The organism is Paraburkholderia sp. HC6.4b (genome assembly GCF_014200875.1).
In the GTDB taxonomy this organism is placed as follows: Bacteria; Pseudomonadota; Gammaproteobacteria; order Burkholderiales; family Burkholderiaceae; genus Paraburkholderia; species Paraburkholderia tuberum.
Map to the genome: position 1 here is coordinate 92,103 of NZ_JACHDC010000030.1, position 16,136 is coordinate 108,238.

At 64.9% G+C, this 16,136-nt stretch carries 16 protein-coding genes and 1 pseudogene; 8 read left to right on the forward strand and 9 right to left on the reverse strand.

Annotated elements, in window-relative coordinates; genetic code table 11:
* Positions 1 to 230 precede the first annotated feature (230 nt).
* Positions 231 to 641 carry a hypothetical protein gene (locus HDG34_RS35340; RefSeq protein WP_184067719.1) on the reverse strand — a complete coding sequence of 137 codons (411 nt, stop codon included), beginning with the start codon at positions 639 to 641 and terminating at the stop codon, positions 231 to 233.
* 36 nt (positions 642 to 677) lie between these two features.
* A complete protein-coding gene (locus HDG34_RS35345) occupies positions 678 to 881 on the reverse strand; it encodes a cold-shock protein (RefSeq protein WP_007181784.1) in 204 nt (67 codons plus the stop codon).
* A 292-nt stretch (positions 882 to 1,173) separates the two neighbouring features.
* Between HDG34_RS35345 and HDG34_RS35350 the strand changes: the two genes are divergently transcribed.
* Entirely contained in the window at positions 1,174 to 2,619 is a 1,446-nt protein-coding gene (locus tag HDG34_RS35350) for an NAD-dependent succinate-semialdehyde dehydrogenase (protein WP_184067722.1), read from the forward strand.
* Positions 2,620 to 2,752: 133 nt separating this feature from the next.
* The gene (locus tag HDG34_RS35355) at positions 2,753 to 3,373 is read left to right on the forward strand and encodes a GNAT family N-acetyltransferase (protein ID WP_184067725.1); all 621 of its coding nucleotides are present in this window, start codon (positions 2,753 to 2,755) and stop codon (positions 3,371 to 3,373) included.
* 31 nt (positions 3,374 to 3,404) lie between these two features.
* Here HDG34_RS35355 and kdgT read toward each other — a convergent pair whose 3' ends face one another.
* Positions 3,405 to 4,427, reverse strand: a complete 1,023-nt coding sequence (gene kdgT / locus HDG34_RS35360; RefSeq protein ID WP_184067727.1) for a 2-keto-3-deoxygluconate transporter — start codon at positions 4,425 to 4,427, stop codon at positions 3,405 to 3,407.
* A 293-nt stretch (positions 4,428 to 4,720) separates the two neighbouring features.
* Between kdgT and kduI the strand changes: the two genes are divergently transcribed.
* The 5 genes from kduI (at position 4,721) to HDG34_RS35385 (ending at position 8,790) form a co-directional block, all read left to right on the forward strand.
* Positions 4,721 to 5,557, forward strand: coding sequence for a 5-dehydro-4-deoxy-D-glucuronate isomerase (kduI, locus tag HDG34_RS35365; protein ID WP_184067730.1), 837 nt, complete (start codon positions 4,721 to 4,723; stop codon positions 5,555 to 5,557).
* Positions 5,558 to 5,563: 6 nt separating this feature from the next.
* Positions 5,564 to 6,334 carry a 2-dehydro-3-deoxy-D-gluconate 5-dehydrogenase KduD gene (gene kduD, locus HDG34_RS35370; protein WP_184067733.1) on the forward strand — a complete coding sequence of 257 codons (771 nt, stop codon included), beginning with the start codon at positions 5,564 to 5,566 and terminating at the stop codon, positions 6,332 to 6,334.
* A 99-nt stretch (positions 6,335 to 6,433) separates the two neighbouring features.
* Entirely contained in the window at positions 6,434 to 7,384 is a 951-nt protein-coding gene (gene kdgR, locus HDG34_RS35375) for a DNA-binding transcriptional regulator KdgR (protein WP_184067736.1), read from the forward strand.
* A gap of 695 nt (positions 7,385 to 8,079) precedes the next feature.
* The gene (locus tag HDG34_RS35380; RefSeq protein ID WP_184067739.1) at positions 8,080 to 8,466 is read left to right on the forward strand and encodes a hypothetical protein; all 387 of its coding nucleotides are present in this window, start codon (positions 8,080 to 8,082) and stop codon (positions 8,464 to 8,466) included.
* Between the two features lie 75 nt (positions 8,467 to 8,541).
* Entirely contained in the window at positions 8,542 to 8,790 is a 249-nt protein-coding gene (locus HDG34_RS35385; RefSeq protein WP_184067742.1) for a hypothetical protein, read from the forward strand.
* Between the two features lie 45 nt (positions 8,791 to 8,835).
* Here HDG34_RS35385 and HDG34_RS35390 read toward each other — a convergent pair whose 3' ends face one another.
* The 4 genes from HDG34_RS35390 to HDG34_RS35405 form a co-directional block, all read right to left on the reverse strand.
* Positions 8,836 to 10,218, reverse strand: coding sequence for an aromatic acid/H+ symport family MFS transporter (locus HDG34_RS35390; RefSeq protein WP_184067745.1), 1,383 nt, complete (start codon positions 10,216 to 10,218; stop codon positions 8,836 to 8,838).
* A 172-nt stretch (positions 10,219 to 10,390) separates the two neighbouring features.
* Positions 10,391 to 10,729, reverse strand: a complete 339-nt coding sequence (locus HDG34_RS35395) for an NIPSNAP family protein (RefSeq protein WP_018417780.1) — start codon at positions 10,727 to 10,729, stop codon at positions 10,391 to 10,393.
* On the reverse strand, positions 10,726 to 12,504 hold the full coding sequence (locus HDG34_RS35400) for an FAD-dependent oxidoreductase (protein ID WP_184067747.1): 1,779 nt from the start codon (positions 12,502 to 12,504) through the stop codon (positions 10,726 to 10,728). Before HDG34_RS35400 ends, HDG34_RS35395 begins: the two co-directional genes overlap by 4 nt.
* A 10-nt stretch (positions 12,505 to 12,514) precedes the next feature.
* Positions 12,515 to 13,396, reverse strand: coding sequence for an SDR family NAD(P)-dependent oxidoreductase (locus HDG34_RS35405; RefSeq protein ID WP_184067750.1), 882 nt, complete (start codon positions 13,394 to 13,396; stop codon positions 12,515 to 12,517).
* A 179-nt stretch (positions 13,397 to 13,575) separates the two neighbouring features.
* On the opposite strand from HDG34_RS35405, the gene HDG34_RS35410 reads away from it, so the two are divergent.
* Entirely contained in the window at positions 13,576 to 14,466 is an 891-nt protein-coding gene (locus tag HDG34_RS35410; protein WP_184067753.1) for a helix-turn-helix domain-containing protein, read from the forward strand.
* A gap of 35 nt (positions 14,467 to 14,501) precedes the next feature.
* Here the strand turns inward: HDG34_RS35410 and HDG34_RS35415 are convergent, their stop codons facing one another.
* A complete protein-coding gene (locus HDG34_RS35415) occupies positions 14,502 to 15,692 on the reverse strand; it encodes a 4-hydroxybenzoate 3-monooxygenase (RefSeq protein WP_184067756.1) in 1,191 nt (396 codons plus the stop codon).
* A gap of 237 nt (positions 15,693 to 15,929) precedes the next feature.
* Positions 15,930 to 16,136, reverse strand: a pseudogene (locus tag HDG34_RS35420) (threonine ammonia-lyase, biosynthetic); the annotation flags it as partial.

The window sequence follows — 16,136 nt, forward strand, 5'->3', positions numbered from 1 at the left end:
GTACGGAGCAAAGCTGAAGGAAACCTGAAGAATAATACTGCGTTCAGACCGCGCGCGGCATGCTCCGATGGGGCGATTTGTGTAATCGACGCGCTCGTGCAATCGTGTCGCATCGATGTCGTATCGGCGTGGTAAATGGATAGGTTCTCGCGTGGCGTGCGGGCGAGCCCCGCCGGCGCCGCCGATTCACGCCACCTTCACGGGCGCGAACGCTCGGCCCGACGCGTCGCTCATCGCGCGAGATGCCTCGCCCATTCGAGCCAGCCGAGATTGAGGGCCGCGTTTACCACTACGCCGAGCGCCGACGCGAGCGCGGCGATCATGGTCCAGAAGGCCGAGCGCCGCGCCGCGCGCGCCGACGTGTGGGCGGCGGCCGCAGCGTCGCGCGACGCGCTCGCCGCCGCCTGCGCGATATGCGACGACGCCTCCATGCGCGCGAGCGACCTCAGCGCGAAACCGCGCTCGTCGTCGCGCGTGGCGGCCGCCGCCTCATGCGCCGCGTCGTCACGCTGCGCCTGCTCGAACAGATAGCGATGACAGAACGGCGTCAGCGCTTCGTCGGGATAGCGCACGGCGAAGGTTTTCGCATAGGCGGCGCCGCCATTGCGCTCGATCTCCGCGTAGGCGGCGTCCTTATCCATGGTTGCCTCGCATGCGGATGAGCCGCCCGGCGGACGTCACACGGGCTTGATGTCGGCAGCCTGTTTGCCTTTCGGCCCCTGCTTGATTTCGAAGCTGACTTTCTGGTTTTCCTGCAACGACTTGAAACCTTCGGATCGAATCTCCGAAAAATGGGCGAACAGATCTTCGCCGCCGTCATCGGGAGTGATGAAGCCGAAGCCCTTTGCGTCGTTGAACCATTTCACTGTTCCGGTTGGCATGGCGATGTCCTCGTGATGCGCTGTAGTAGCGGTTGAATGGATGAAGCGCTGCGTCCTGCAAGCGTTTCGTGCGGCGCTGACGCGGTGCCCCGGCACGACCCGCAAAATCGCTCCGGTGCCAAGCCTCAGCAAGCCGCATGCCGCGACCGGGCGCCTGCGGGCCGCGCCGGTGCGATTGCCCGCAATCAGATAAGATAAATGGTATCCGCAATTCATTCATGGCCGCGCAGGAATGTCGCCTCGTGCCGCACGTCCGCGCGGCCAATTGTCTTCCCACTCACAGGAACCCAGCATGGCCATCTCGAGCTATACCGATACCCGTCTTCTGATCAACGGCGAATGGTGCGACGCCGCCAGCGGCAAGACCCTCGACGTGATCAACCCCGCGACCGGCCAGGCCATCGGCAAGGTTGCGCATGCCGGCATCGCCGATCTGGACCGCGCGCTCGAAGCCGCGCAGCGCGGCTTCGAAGCCTGGCGCAAGGTGCCGGCCAACGAGCGCGCAACCGTCATGCGCCGTGCCGCCGCCCTCGTGCGTGAGCGCGCCGCGGACATCGGCCGCCTGATGACGCAGGAACAGGGCAAGCCGTTCGCCGAGGCGCGCGGCGAAGTGCTGGCGGCCGCGGACATCATCGAATGGTTCGCGGACGAAGGCCGTCGCGTGTATGGCCGCATCGTGCCGTCGCGCAACCTTGCCGCGCAGTCGCAGGTGCTGAAGGAGCCGATCGGCCCGGTCGCGGCGTTCACGCCGTGGAACTTCCCGGTCAACCAGGTCGTGCGCAAGCTGTCGGCGGCGCTCGCCTGCGGCTGCTCGTTCCTCGTCAAGGCGCCGGAAGAAACCCCGGCGTCGCCGGCGGCGCTGCTGCAAGCCTTCGTCGAGGCCGGCGTGCCGGCCGGCACGGTCGGCCTCGTGTTCGGCGATCCGGCTGAAATCTCGAGCTACCTGATCCCTCATCCGGTGATCCGCAAGGTCACGTTCACGGGCTCGACGCCGGTCGGCAAGCAGCTCGCGGCGCTGGCCGGCTCGCACATGAAGCGCGCGACGATGGAGCTCGGCGGCCACGCGCCGGTGATCGTCGCAGAAGACGCCGACGTCGCGCTCGCCGTCAAGGCGGCCGGCGCCGCGAAGTTCCGCAACGCGGGCCAGGTCTGCATCTCGCCGACGCGTTTTCTCGTGCACAACAGCATCCGCGAAGAGTTCGCCGCGGCGCTCGTCAAGCACGCTGAAAGCCTGAAGCTCGGCGACGGCCTCGCCGAAGGCACGACGCTCGGGCCGCTCGCCAACTCGCGCCGTCTGACGGCGATGGCCAAGGTCGTCGACGACGCCCGCAAGACCGGCGCGAAGGTCGCGACGGGCGGCGAGCGCGTCGGTACCGAAGGCAACTTCTTCGCGGCCACCGTGCTGACCGACGTGCCGCTCGACGCCGACGTGTTCAACAACGAGCCGTTCGGCCCGGTCGCCGCGATTCGCGGCTTCGACAAGCTCGAAGAAGCGATCGCCGAAGCGAACCGCCTGCCGTTCGGCCTCGCCGGCTACGCGTACACGAAGTCGTTCGCCAACGTGCATCTGCTGTCGCAGCGCATGGAAGTCGGCATGCTGTGGATCAACCAGCCTGCCACGCCGACGCCGGAAATGCCGTTCGGCGGCGTCAAGGATTCCGGCTACGGCTCGGAAGGCGGCCCGGAGGCGATGGAAGCCTACCTCGTGACCAAGGCGGTCACGGTGATGTCGGTTTAATCACGGGTTTAATCACGCCAATCACGCGCTTCGGGAACGGCGCCGCGGTTTTGCCGCTCGCATCGTTCCCGAGCGCGGCTCAACCGATCTGCCAGGTCCACGAGTCTTCCGCTCGCGGACCTTTTTTATTGCCATGAACGATATTTCCGCCGAATCGATGCAGCCCACGCTGAGCGGCTCGTTCGTCGAGCTGCGGCCGCTGCGCGAGGAGCACGCGCAGGCCCTCGTCGACGCCGCCGCCGACGGGCAACTGTGGGACATGAAGCTGACCGTCGTGCCGGGCCCGGCGACGATCGACGCCTATATCGCCACCGCGCTCGCCGGCCGTGCGGCCGGCAAGGTGATGCCGTTCGTGATCGTGCGGCGCGACGAGGATGACGAGAATGACCGTGCTGGCCGGATCGTCGGCAGTACGCGGTTCTGGAAGATCGATCGCGCGAACCGCAAGCTCGAAATCGGCCATACGTGGCTCGCCGCCTCGGCGCAGCGCTCGGTCGTGAACACCGAAGCGAAATATCTGCTGCTGTGCCGCGCGTTCGACGTGATGCGCTGCGTGCGCGTGCAGTTCACGACCGACGAGCTCAACGACAAATCGCGCGCGGCGATCCTGCGCATCGGCGCGCAACAGGAAGGCATCGTGCGGCACGAGCGGATCATGCCCGATGGGCGCAAGCGCAACTCGGTGCGCTTTAGCATCATCGACGACGAATGGCCGGCGGTGAAAGCGATGCTCGAAGCGAAGCTGGCGCGCTGAGCGGCGCGCCGGCTTCCTGCTACCGACTCATTCAAACGGGCGCATCGCGCTGCTCGTTGAGCGGCGCCGCCTGCGTCGCGGTGGCGAACTCCTCGCGCAGCGCGTCGCGCGCACGATGCCGGCGCACCCACAGCGCCGTGAGGATCGGCACCAGAATCGCGGTCACGAGGCAAGCGGTGGCGACCATCGCGGTCGCGGCCGGCACCAGCGGTTTGAAGCTCGGAATCATGTCGGCGATGATCGCCGGATTCGCGACCGCGGCCCCTGCCGTCGACGACGCCGCCAGCCCCGCCGCGCCATTGCCGCCGGCAATCCAGCGATCGGCGAGAATCAGCGGCACGCCAGTCACGACGATCACGCCAAGCCCCAGCACGATGCCCGGCAGGCCGCTCGTGACGATCACGTTCAGATCGATGCCGTTGCCGAGCGCAAAGCCGAAAAACGGAATCAGCGGATGCACGCAACGGCCGAACAGCTCGCGCAGCTCGCTATCGAAGTTGCCGAGCGCAAACCCGATCAGGAACGGCAGCACCGCGCCGACGAACAGGCGCGGCTCGAAGAACGCGACCCCCGTCGCACCCAGAATGATCATGCTGATCAGCGGCCCCGATTCGACCGACATCAGCACGAACGCGCCCGCCTCTTCCCTCGTGCCGTACTGTTGCATCACGGCCGCGTACAGGCCGCCGTTGGTCATGTCCATCGACGTGGTGATCGCGAGCATCGACAGTCCCGCGAACAGCCCAGTCTTGATGCCATCGATCGGAATGAAGCGCGCCGCGATCAGCGTGACGATCCACGCGACCAGCATCTTGGTGACGAGCAGCGTGCCCGACTTGCGCAGCACGGTGCCGGTCGCGCGCAGGTCGATCGTCGCGCCCATGCAGAAGAACCATACCGCGAGGATCGGCACGGTGCCGGTAATCAGGCCGTTGGTGAACGAGCCGAAGTATTTGCCCGCGCCCGGCGCGAACGTATGCACACAGGCGCCGAGCAGCAGCGGCACCAGCATCAGACCGCCAGGAATGCGGTCGATAGCCTTCTTGATCTTCATGCCTCCTCCATGGACGGTGACGTCCCGTTGACGGGCTAATGACCCGCGTTGGTGTCCCGTTCTACGCCGGGCTCTCCCTGTCCGGCGCAATATAGCATCATGAAAGGAACGCCGTTCCGTTTTATTTCTTAAACCTGACTATCGTTTACCCGGTCGTTCGCGCTATGCGTTGCCAGCCGCGATCACCCGTCACAATATTTTCGGACCGGTGTTCCGAAATCAAGATTCTGCGTTACAGTCTCGGCCACAAGGAAGGCGGCGCCGCGCCCCGTATACCGACAGGAGAACGATCAATGGACGTGAGACAGGCCATCAACAGCGAATACGCGAAGACGCTCGACACCACCGGGCTGCGTCGCGAGTTTCTGGTGGAACAGATCTTCGAGCGCGATGCGTTGAAGCTCACGTATAGCCATATCGACCGGATCATCGTCGGGGGCGTGTGGCCGGTCGAGCGCGCGGTCGAAGTGCCGGGCTCGCTCGGCAAGGCGATCGGCGTCGACTATCTGCTCGAGCGGCGGGAACTCGGCGCGATCAACATCGGCGGCGACGGCTGGGTCGACGTCGACGGCACGCGCTACATGGTGCGCCGCGAAGAGGCGATCTATATCGGCAAGGGCGCGCGAGCGGTCGGGTTCGGCAGCGCCGACGCCACCCGGCCGGCGAAGTTCTATCTGAACTGCGCGCCCGCGCACACCACCTATCCGACCCGCACGATCTCGCTCGACCAGGCGTCGCCCGAAACCCTCGGCGATCCGGCCACGAGCAACCGCCGCACCATCTACAAGTTCATCGTGCCCGACGTGCTGCCGACCTGCCAGCTGTCGATGGGCATGACGAAGCTCGAACCGGGCAGCCTGTGGAACACGATGCCCTGCCACACGCACGAGCGCCGCATGGAAGTGTATTTCTACTTCGACGTCGCCGACGACGCCGCCGTCTTCCACATGATGGGCGAGCCGCACGAAACCCGGCATATCGTCGTGCGCAACGAGCAGGCGGTGATCTCGCCGAGCTGGTCGATCCATTCGGGCGTCGGCACGCGCGCGTACACATTCATCTGGGGCATGGTCGGCGAGAACCAGGTGTTCGGCGACATGGACCATCTCGCGGTCCGCGAGCTGCGCTGAGCGAACATGAGTCCGAACACAGTGAACACTTTCGATCTGACCGGCAAGGTCGCCATCGTGACCGGCAGCAACACCGGCCTCGGCGCCGGCATGGCCGTCGCGCTCGCCGCGGCCGGCTGCGACATCGTCGGCGTCAGTCGCGCGGACGCGGGCGCGACCGCCGCGCGCGTCGAGACGCTCGGGCGCCGCTTCGCCGACGTGCGCGCCGATCTCGCGTCAACCGTTTCGGTCGACGACATCGTGCGCGCCGCGCTCGAAGCGTTCGGCCGCATCGACGTGCTCGTCAACAACGCAGGCATCATCCGTCGCGAAGACGCGCTCGAGTTTGGCGAAGACGACTGGGACGCGGTCATGGACGTGAATCTCAAGAGCCTGTTCTTCCTGTCGCAGGCCGCGGCGCGTCAGTTCGTGCGCCAGCAAAGCGGCGGCAAGATCATCAACGTCGCGTCGATGCTGTCGTTCCAGGGCGGCATCCGCGTCGCGTCGTACACCGCATCGAAAAGCGGCGTGCTCGGTCTGACGCGACTGCTCGCGAACGAATGGGCCGCGCGACGCATCAACGTGAACGCGATCGCGCCCGGCTATATGGCGACCGCGAACACCGCGGCGTTGCGCGACGACGCGCAGCGCAACGAGGAGATACTCGGCCGCATTCCGGCAGGCCGCTGGGGCGTGCCCGACGATCTCGCGGGGCCGGTGGTTTTTCTCGCCTCGTCGGCGTCGGACTACGTGCATGGGCATACACTGGCGGTGGATGGCGGCTGGCTCGCGCGCTAGGGACGGCACAAGCTCGCCACGAGTGCGCGCGACGCGCTATGCTCTCGCGCCGGTGAGCATCGGCTCGATGCGGCAGCGGCGAGTTGGCACAGACAGGGAATGACGGACATGGCGGCAACGGGAACACCCAGGAATACTGCGAGGAATACTGCGAGGAACACTGCGCGCGACAAGACGCTCGACAAGGCGCTCGATAAGACCCGTGGCAAAGCCCGCAAGGAATCCGCCGGCGCAGCGTCGCTCGATGCGGACAGCGGTGAGCGCGGCGAATCGGCGTCGTCGATCGGGCGCGTGTTCGCGATTCTCGGCGCGATCGGCGACACCGGACAGATCGGCATCAGCGAGCTGTCGCAACGGCTCGGCATGTCGAAGACGACCGTGCATCGTGTGATTCAAACACTGAAGGCGCTCGGCTACGTGAGCCAGGAAGTCGAAACCGAACGCTATCGGCTGACGATCCGTCTGTTCGAGCTCGGCGCGAAAGCGCTCGAAAGCGTCGATCTGGTGCGCGAGGCCGACATCGAGATGCGCCGCATCGGCCAGATGACGCGCGAAGCGGTACACCTGGGCGCGTTCGACGACGACGCGATCATCTACATCCACAAGATCGACGCCGACTACGGACTGCGCATGCAGTCGCGGATCGGCCGACGCAATCCGCTGCATAGCACGGCGATCGGCAAGGTGCTGCTCGCATGGATGGACCCGGCCGACGCGCGTGACGTGCTTTCGCACATCGAATTTCGCAAGTCGACGCAAAAAACCCTGACCTGCGCCGAAGCGGTGTTGAGCATCCTGCCGCGCGTACGCGAGCAGGGCTACGGCGAGGACAACGAGGAGCAGGAAGAAGGCCTGCAATGCATCGCGGTGCCCGTGTTCGACCGCTTCGGCCGTGTGATCGCCGGTCTGTCGATTTCGTTTCCGACGATGCGCTGCGGTGCCGACACGAAGCAGCATTACGTCGCGTTGCTCAAAGAGGCCGGGCTCGCGATTTCGACGCGGCTCGGCTATCGCGAAGCGACCGCCCCGGAGCCCGCGGCCGCGCAGTAGGTTGCGCGCGCGATGCGTTTTTACCTATCCCACCGAAGCTTAGGACAAGCTGATGACGCTACAGGTGTAGCGTCTTTCCATCACGCTCGCCCGAGCTCACTACCGAACTTCTTACCCAGTCTGCAACCGAATGTATCTGCGCCGCATACATATGCCGAAAATCGATGCGCTTCTTTTTTCAGCAATCGAGGCGCCGAACCTTCGCTTCGAATCCATGCTTCGTCTGCCATTGAATGCGGTTTTTTTCATAGACCCTTCAAGCGTTTGACCGCGCGCTTGACAGTCGCCCGGCATTTCGACCCGTAAGCCACGGCGCCTTCCCTCCTCGCTCATCGCACTCGCATCGACGTTTCGGCGCGAGCTCGGATCGACACGTCCTGTTACACACAAACACACCGGTAATCGCGCCGCTCAGTAGAGTTCGGTTCAAACGAAAGCGGATCAGATGAAACGCTTCGCACGACAGGCACTCGCATCACAGATTTCAGGGAGCAACATCATGAAAAAAATCCTCGCATTGGTCATTCTTGCCGCCACGCTCGGTGGCGCGTTGAGCGGCTGCATCGTCGTCCCTGACGATCATCCGCATCATGACCACTACTACGAACGTTATTGATCGGGCCATCACGCGCAGTAGGTGCGCGTCCGGCTCGCCACTCCATCACAGACATCCACACAACAAACAGAGAACAATCATGAGTCTTTCACGCAACCGCTGGGTATCGTTGACCGTCGTCGCGGGTCTCGCGATCGGCGCATCGACGGCCGCTTTCGCGCACGTCGATGTCGGCGTGAATATCGGCGTGCCGGGCATCGCGGTCGCGCCCGCCGTGGTCGAGGCTCCGCCGCCCGTCTATGTGCAGCCCGCGCCCGTCTATGCGCCTGCGCCGCCTCCCGCGGTCATAGTCGCTCCGGGCTGGTACGGCGAACGCTACTACGATGGTCATCGCTATTGGGAGCGTCGCGAGTGGGAGCGTCATCACAACGAATGGCGCGATGCACGCGGCCCGCACGGCGATTGGCACGACAACGGCTGGCACGGTCATGGTCATGACCATGACGATCGCGGGCATGACCATTGATAGACGGCAGGTGGCGTCCATCGCGCCAACGTGTCGCGCCTGCATTCGCGCCACCCCTTTGAAAGGAGCGACGACGTGCTACGCAATGATCCGAGACGAGTAACCGCGCAGGTCGACGGCGCGCACATTTGCGCCGAATACAGCGAGCTGACCGGCCAGCTGTGCCTGCGCCAGGACGGCACGCTGGTGCGCGAATGGTTTCCACCGCATTCGTGGATGGCGATCGCGTCGGTGGCCGGCGCGCGCCACTGGGGCACGCGGCCAACCGACGACGAATTGCTCGCGCTGCTGCACAACGAAATGGCGTTGCTGCGCGCGCCCTGAGCGGTCGCGCGTTGTTCGAGCGTAGCGGCACGCCCGACGCCGCGCTCATTCGATCGCTATGGCGCCGACGTTTTCATCGACCGATGCGTGATCGAGCGGCTCGCGCCGCATCATCAGTACCACCCCGCCCGCCGCGATCACGGCCGGCACCGCGAGCAGGCTGAACACGGCGCCGAAGTGCCAGCCGAGCCCCATCAACGCCGCACCGACGAGCGCGCCCGCCACGCCGCCGACCCGGCCGATTCCCAGCATCCACGCCACGCCCGTCGCGCGCGCCCGGGTCGGGTAGAAGCTCGCCGCGAGCGCCGACATCGACGTGACCGCGCTGGTCGCGACCGTGCCGGTCAGGAAGATCAGCGTCCCGAGCCAGACCTGATGGCCGACGCCCCGCCCGACCAGCAACACGAGCGCGCCGACGAGGACATAGGTGAACGCGATCACGCGATGCCCGGCGAAGCGATCCATCACCCAGCCGACGCACAGATTGCCGAGGATGCCCCCGAGCGGAAACAGCGACGTCATCAACGCGGCCTTTTCACCGGAGAAGCCGGTGTCATTGAACAGCGTCGGCAGCCAGTTGGTCAGCAGATAGTAAATCAGTAGCCCCATGAAATAGGCGAGCCACAGCATCAGCGTGCCGAAGCGGTAGCGCGTCGACAGGATGATCGCGAGCGCCCCTTGCGAACGTGCGTCGCCGGTATTGCGGCACACGTCGACCGCGAAAAAACGGCATCCGTCGAAGCGGTCGTGGGGCGCGATGCGTTGCAGGATTCGCGCGATCCGTTGGTCGGCGCGCTTACGCACCGCGAGAAATTGCGCCGATTCCGGCAGAAACAGTATCAACATCACGCTCAGCACGAGCGGACCGGCACCGCCGGCGACCAGCACGCTCGGCCAGCCTAAATGCGGAATCAGCCATGCGGATGCGAGACCGCCGATCGCGAGACCGCCTGAAAAGCCGCAGAACATCGCATTGACGGCGACCGCGCGAATCCGCGCGGGTGCGTACTCGGCCATCAGCGTGACCGCGTTGGGCATCGCCGCGCCGAGACCGAGGCCGGTGAAAAAGCGCAGCAAGGTCAGCGATTCGATCGAGCTCGCGCGGGCCGCCGCGAGACTCCACAGCCCGAAGAAGAACACCGACAGCACTAGCACCGTCTTGCGTCCGATGCGGTCCGCGCAGGGGCCGGCCGCGAGCGCGCCGATGCCGAGTCCCACCAGCGCCGCGCTCATCACCGGGCCGAGCGCGCTGCGCGCGATGCCCCACTGCTGCACGAGCGACGGCGCGATGAAGCCGACCGCGGCGGTGTCGAAACCGTCGGCGGCGACGACCAGAAAGCACAGCACCAGAATCGTCCATTGAAACGGCGAGAAGCGCTGTTCGTCGATAAAGGCCTGCACGTCTACACTGCGTTCGGAGCGGCTCATGTGCGTGCTCCTTTCAGCTGGTTCATTGCGATGTCTCCTTGAGATGAAGAGGTGTTTTTCTTATTGTTCGAATTGCCGTTCAACACGCGCTCGCCGCGACGGTGGTCGCGACCGTGCTTGCGAGCGTCGCGCTGTCCGTTCGTTCATGCCTGTCTCCTCCTCGAACGGGCGGCTAGCGCAGCATCGTCAGCGTCCTGAAGTCGACTCGCCTGATGATGCGGCTCTCCTGCGCGACGATCAGATGCGCGGACGCCTGCAGATACGCGGGCCACTCCGGATCGGCATCGCGTGCGGTGCGGCGCTGGTCGTAGTCGCCGATGCTCTCGTAGCCCCACAGATGCACGACCTGGTTCAGCGCGCCGATATCGCTCATGTAAAAGCCGACTGGCGCGCCCAGATACTTGAGCTGAATCGGCATCGCGAGCCGGTCGAAAACGTCGATGAACTCCGCCATGCCGCGCGGCCGGATCGTGTAGATGCGATGATCGACGAAAGGTTTGCCCTGGCTCATGTGCCGGTCCTCAATACGGTTTCGGCTGCGCGGGGGTCCGCGTTGCTTGCGCTCTTCGCGCTTTTCACACTCGCGCCCGCGAGATGACGACCGGTGATATAGCCGAACGTCATGATCGGCCCGAGCGTGATACCCGCGCCCGGATAGTTGCCGCCCATCACGCTCGCGCGATCGTTGCCGACCGCGTACAGGCCGGCGATCGGTGCGCCTTTCACGTCGAGCACTTCGCCGGTGACGTTCGTCGAGATGCCGTCGAAGGTGCCGAGATCGCCCATCACGACCTTCAGCGCGTAGTACGGACCGTCGCCGATCGGCGCGACGCAGGGGTTCGGCTGGTGCTCCGGGTCCCCCAGATAGCGATTGAACGACGTCGTACCGCGGCCGAATTCGCGATCTTCGCCACGCACCGCGTCGGCGTTGTAGCGCTTCACGGTCGCCTCGAGCGCCGTGCCGTCGAGACCCGCGTTGCGCGCGAGTTCCGCGAGCGTGCGGCCCTTGCTCAGATAGCCGTTGCGCAGCAGCGGGCCGAGCGGCACGGGCGCCGGCTTCGCATAACCGAGCCCGTATTTGCGGATCGTCGCGTGATCGCAGATCAGCCACATCGCGGTTTCGCGTTCGTTCGCGCAGGCCTCGATCATCGCGGCACCCACGTCGTGATACGAATTCGCTTCGTTGGTGAAGCGCTTGCCCGCGCGCGTCACGCCGATCACGCCAGGCTTGTAGCGATCCACCAGATGCGGAAACACGCCGACGCTGCCGTCGCTCATCGGCACGCGCGACACCGGCATCCATGCGGCTGGCTGCGGAAAACGGATCGCCACCCGCGCACCGAGACGTTCGGCCATGCCGACGCCGTCGCCCGTATTGCCGCGCGGCACCGGCGACAGGTGTTCGCCGCCGCGCCGCAGATGCGGATACGCGTGGGCGATCCGTGCGACGTCACGCGAGAAGCCGCCGCACGCGAGCACCACGCCGCGTCGCGCGACGATGCGCATCTCGCCTTCCGGTCCCGCGACGAGCGCGCCGGTGACGCTGCCGTTCGCCACGGTCAGCTCGCGAGCGGCCGTGTTCGTATGGATCGGAATGCGGAGATCGAGCGCGGACTTCGCGAGCCGCGCGGCGAGCGCGTTACCGCTCGTGATCTGCACGCCGCGCCGGTACAGCGCAAGGTCCTTCAGATGGCTCGCGAGGCGCTTCGCGACGTACAGCGCGGAGGTGAGCGAACGCGTCGCATTGAAGAAGTGCTTCAGGTCCGCGTTCGACGAGTTGAACATCATGCCGATGAACGTGATCGTCTTCAGCGGCGGGCGCAATCGCGAGATGTCCTGGCCCAGCGCGCGCGCATCGAACGGCGCGGCGACGACCGAGCGGCCAATGTCGACACCACCGCCCACGTTCGGGTGATAGTCGGGATACAACGTCGGCACGAATTTGACGGTGGTTTCGCGCTCGAAGAAGTCGAGCATCTCAGGGCCCGTGTCGAGAAACGCGTCGACGGCGGCGGCATCGAAGTACGCGCCGGTTTCGCTGCGCATATAGGTCAGCGCCGCTTCGCGCGTATCGCTGACGCCGTTGCTCCTTGCGTGACGGTTGCCCGGAATCCACAGCACACCGCCTGAAAACGCGGTCGTGCCGCCGAAGAACGGCTCCTTCTCGATCACGACGACATCGAGACCGTGTTTGCGCGCGGTGATCGCGGTCGACAGCCCTCCCGCACCCGAACCGATCACGAGCACGTCGCACGTGAGTGTTGCGCCGCATGTTGCGTTGGTCATGATGGTCTCCTTACGCTCGGACCAGGCGGTCGGCCCGGGTGGCTTGCGCGGCCTGGTTGGCTTCGAAGCCGGGACGCGGCACGAGGTCCATCAGCATGCTTTCGAAGCCGCCATCGACGACGACTTCGGCACCGTTCACATAGGCGGCGCGTTCGCTCGCGAGAAACGCGACGACATCGGCGATATCGTTCGGCTCGCCGATCCGGCGGCTCGCCGTCATCGCGCTGCGCCGGCGTTCGATATCGTCGTGCTCGTAGAACGCCGCCGACAGCGGCGTGCGGATCATGCCCGGGCACACGGTATTGCTGCGAATGCCGCGTGGCCCCCACTCCGCCGCGATCTGCTTCGACAGCATCGCGACGCCGGCCTTGCCCGCGCTGTAAGCGCCGCTATAGGTCTGCGGATGATGCGCGGCCACCGACGCGACATGCACGATTGCGCCAGCGCCGCGCTTCAGCATGCGTTGACCGAATTGCTGCGAGCACAGCATGTAGCCGGTCAGATTCACGCGCAGCATCGCATTCCATGCATCGAGTCCAATCTCTTCGATGCCCCCCGGCCGCAACAGGCCCGCGTTGTTCACGAGCACATCGGCGACGCCGAGGCGCGCTTCGAGCTCCGACACCGCGCCGCGCACGCTATCGATGTCGCCGATATCGCAGGCGAGCGCCAGCGCTTCGACACCGCTCGCGTTCAGCGCTTGCGCGACGTTACGGCACTTCTGCTCATCGCGATCGAGCAGCGCCACGCGTGCGCCAGCGTCGCCCAACACCCGAGCAATCGCACTGCCGATGCCGCCCGCCGCGCCGCTCACGATGCAGACGCTGCCTTCGAGCCCGAGCCAGTGTCGCGCGTTGGCGGGTGTGTCGCGCCGATCTTTCCGTTGATTCATTTGCTTAGTCCTCCCGATCTCCATGTTCACGATCGCGGCGAGCTTAGGTTGGCCGGCTTCACCAAACTGCGTCATCCGACCGCGTCTTCGATGGAAAAAAGTATAGCCACGCGGTTCCGGACGAAATTGGACAAAGGCAGCACATCGCAGGACAATTCGAACATTGGAGACAAAACCGCATGAGGAATATCCCTAACTACGATCTGTACGGAGAGTCCGCGCGGCCGCCGTGGTACGACGCGTTCAATTTCGAATGGATCGTCGAGCGCAGTCGTCCGAACGACTGGCATATCGCCGCGCACCGGCACGATGCATTGCTGCAGATTCTCTATATCCGCAGCGGTTCGGGCCACGTGCTGATCGAAAGCGAAAAGCTCACGATCGAAGCGCCATGCCTGATCCTGATTCCAGCGCAAACGGTGCACGGTTTCGTGTTTTCGCCGGAGATCGACGGGCTCGTGATTACGGCCGCGCAGCGCGCGCTGGAGTCGATTTCGAAAGCGGTGTCGCCGGGCCTCGTGCCGGTGCTGCAACGGCCCGCGCTGATTGCCGTGCGGCCCGCGGTCGGCGAGCGCACGTTGATGCCCTTGTTCGGTTTGCTGGAGCAGGAATTTCGCGGCAGCGCGCGCGGCCATATCGCCGCGGGCATGTCGCTGATGATTGCACTTTTTGTGCAGGTCGCCCGGCTGACCGATGCCGCGTCGAGCGCGGGCGCGACCGTCAATGACCGGCGCGCCGCGCAGATCAAACGGCTACGCGAACTGATCGCCACGCATGTGCGCGAGCATCTGCCAATCGATTTTTACGCGGAAAAATTGGGGGTGACCGCGGCGCAACTGGGGCGCATCTGTCGTGAGGAGCTTGGCCATTCGCCGCTGTCGCTCGTCAACGATCAGTTGATACGCGAGGCGCAGCGCGATCTGGTCTACTCGGGTTCGAGCATCAAACAGATCGCGCATGCGCTCGGTTTCGAAGATGCGGCCTATTTCAGCCGCTATTTCCGCAAGCAGACCGGCGTCACGCCCAAGGAGTTTCAGGCGGCCGCGCATCGGGATCTGTCGATCAATTAGCGATCCCGATGATCGCGCGGTGCTTGCAGTAGCGCTTACAGCTGCGCCTGCATCTGCGCGCCGGCGACGCCGACGTAGTTCTCCGCCAGTACGGTCGCGGCCGTGCGCGACGTCGTCACGTACTCGAGCTCGGCGACCTGCAGTTGCTGCTCGAACGCCGAAGCGCCTTCGATACGATGCAGCATGCTGGTCATCCAGTACGAGAAGTGCTCGGCGCGCCAGATGCGTTTGAGCGCGGTTTCGCTGTAACGGTCGAGCAGATCGGCGCGGTTTTCCTTGTAGAACGCGTCGAGCGCCTTGCTGAGCACGTTCACGTCGGCGACCGCGAGGTTCATGCCCTTCGCGCCAGTCGGCGGCACGATATGCGCGGCGTCGCCAGCGAGGAAGAGGCGCCCGTACTGCATCGTCGTCGACACGAAGCTGCGCATGCCGACGATGTTCTTCTGAAAGATCTTGCCGTCGATGATCTTGTGGCCTTCGTCCGAATCGGCGCGCGCATGCAGCTCGGCCCAGATGCGATCGTCGGACCAGTTGTCGACCGAGTCCTTCGGATCGCACTGGAAATACATGCGCTGCACGTTCGGCGAGCGCGTGCTGATCAGCGCGAAGCCGCGCTCGTGGCGCGCGTAGATCAGCTCGTCCGACGATGGCGGGCCTTCGCACAGAATGCCGAACCAGCCAAACGGATAGACGCGCTCGAAATCCTTGCGCAGCGTCTGCGGGACCGCCTGGCGCGACACGCCTTGCGAGCCGTCGCAGCCGATCACGAAGTCGCATTGCAGTTCGTGCTCCGCGCCTTCGTGGCGATAGCGGATCGACGGCTTATCGGTATCGATGCCGCGCACCGACGTCTCCGATACGCCGAAACGCAGTTCGGCGCCCGCGGCGACGCGCGCCGCGACTAGATCCTTGATTACTTCGTGCTGGGCATAAACCGTGATCGCATGACCGGTGAGGTCGGTCAGATCGATGCGGCGACGCTTGCCTTCGAACGCGAGTTCGAAACCGTGATGCAGCGCGCCTTCGGCTTTCATGCGTTCGCCGAGACCGGTTTGCGTCAGCAGGTCCATCGTGCCCTGCTCGAGCACGCCGGCGCGAATCGTCGATTCGATCTGATCGCGCGTGCGCGTTTCGAGCACGACCGAGTCGATACCGCGCAAATGAAGCAGATGGGAAAGAAGCAGGCCAGCGGGCCCTGCACCGATGATGCCGACTTGGGTGCGCATGTAGTCTCCTGAATGCGGTGATGAAATTTGCGCTCAGTGTGACGATCGCGACGCCTATCCCGCAATGCGATATAGCGGATAGGCCGTATCGCGTTGCGCGATAGAAGGTGTAAGGCGGGAGCCGGCGCCGCGCGGATGTTTCGGCCGCAAACGCAAGACTGGCGGGGTTTTCCGCCGATTTGGACGACCCGCGGCTCGTGCTGCGGCATGGCGTGCCCTCAGGTAAACCCCGATCCGCTAAACGAGCTTCAATTCGCCAAGAAATAGTCGATAGACCGGATTTTTTGTCTCTTCCCAGCACGGATAGCCGAGCGTTTCGATGAAGCGCTCGAACGCCGCGTGGTCGCTTCCGGGCACCTGAATGCCGACCAGAATCGAGCTGTAGTCCGCGCCCTGGTTGCGGTAGTGGAACAGGCTGATGTTCCAGTTCGGCGCCATCGACGA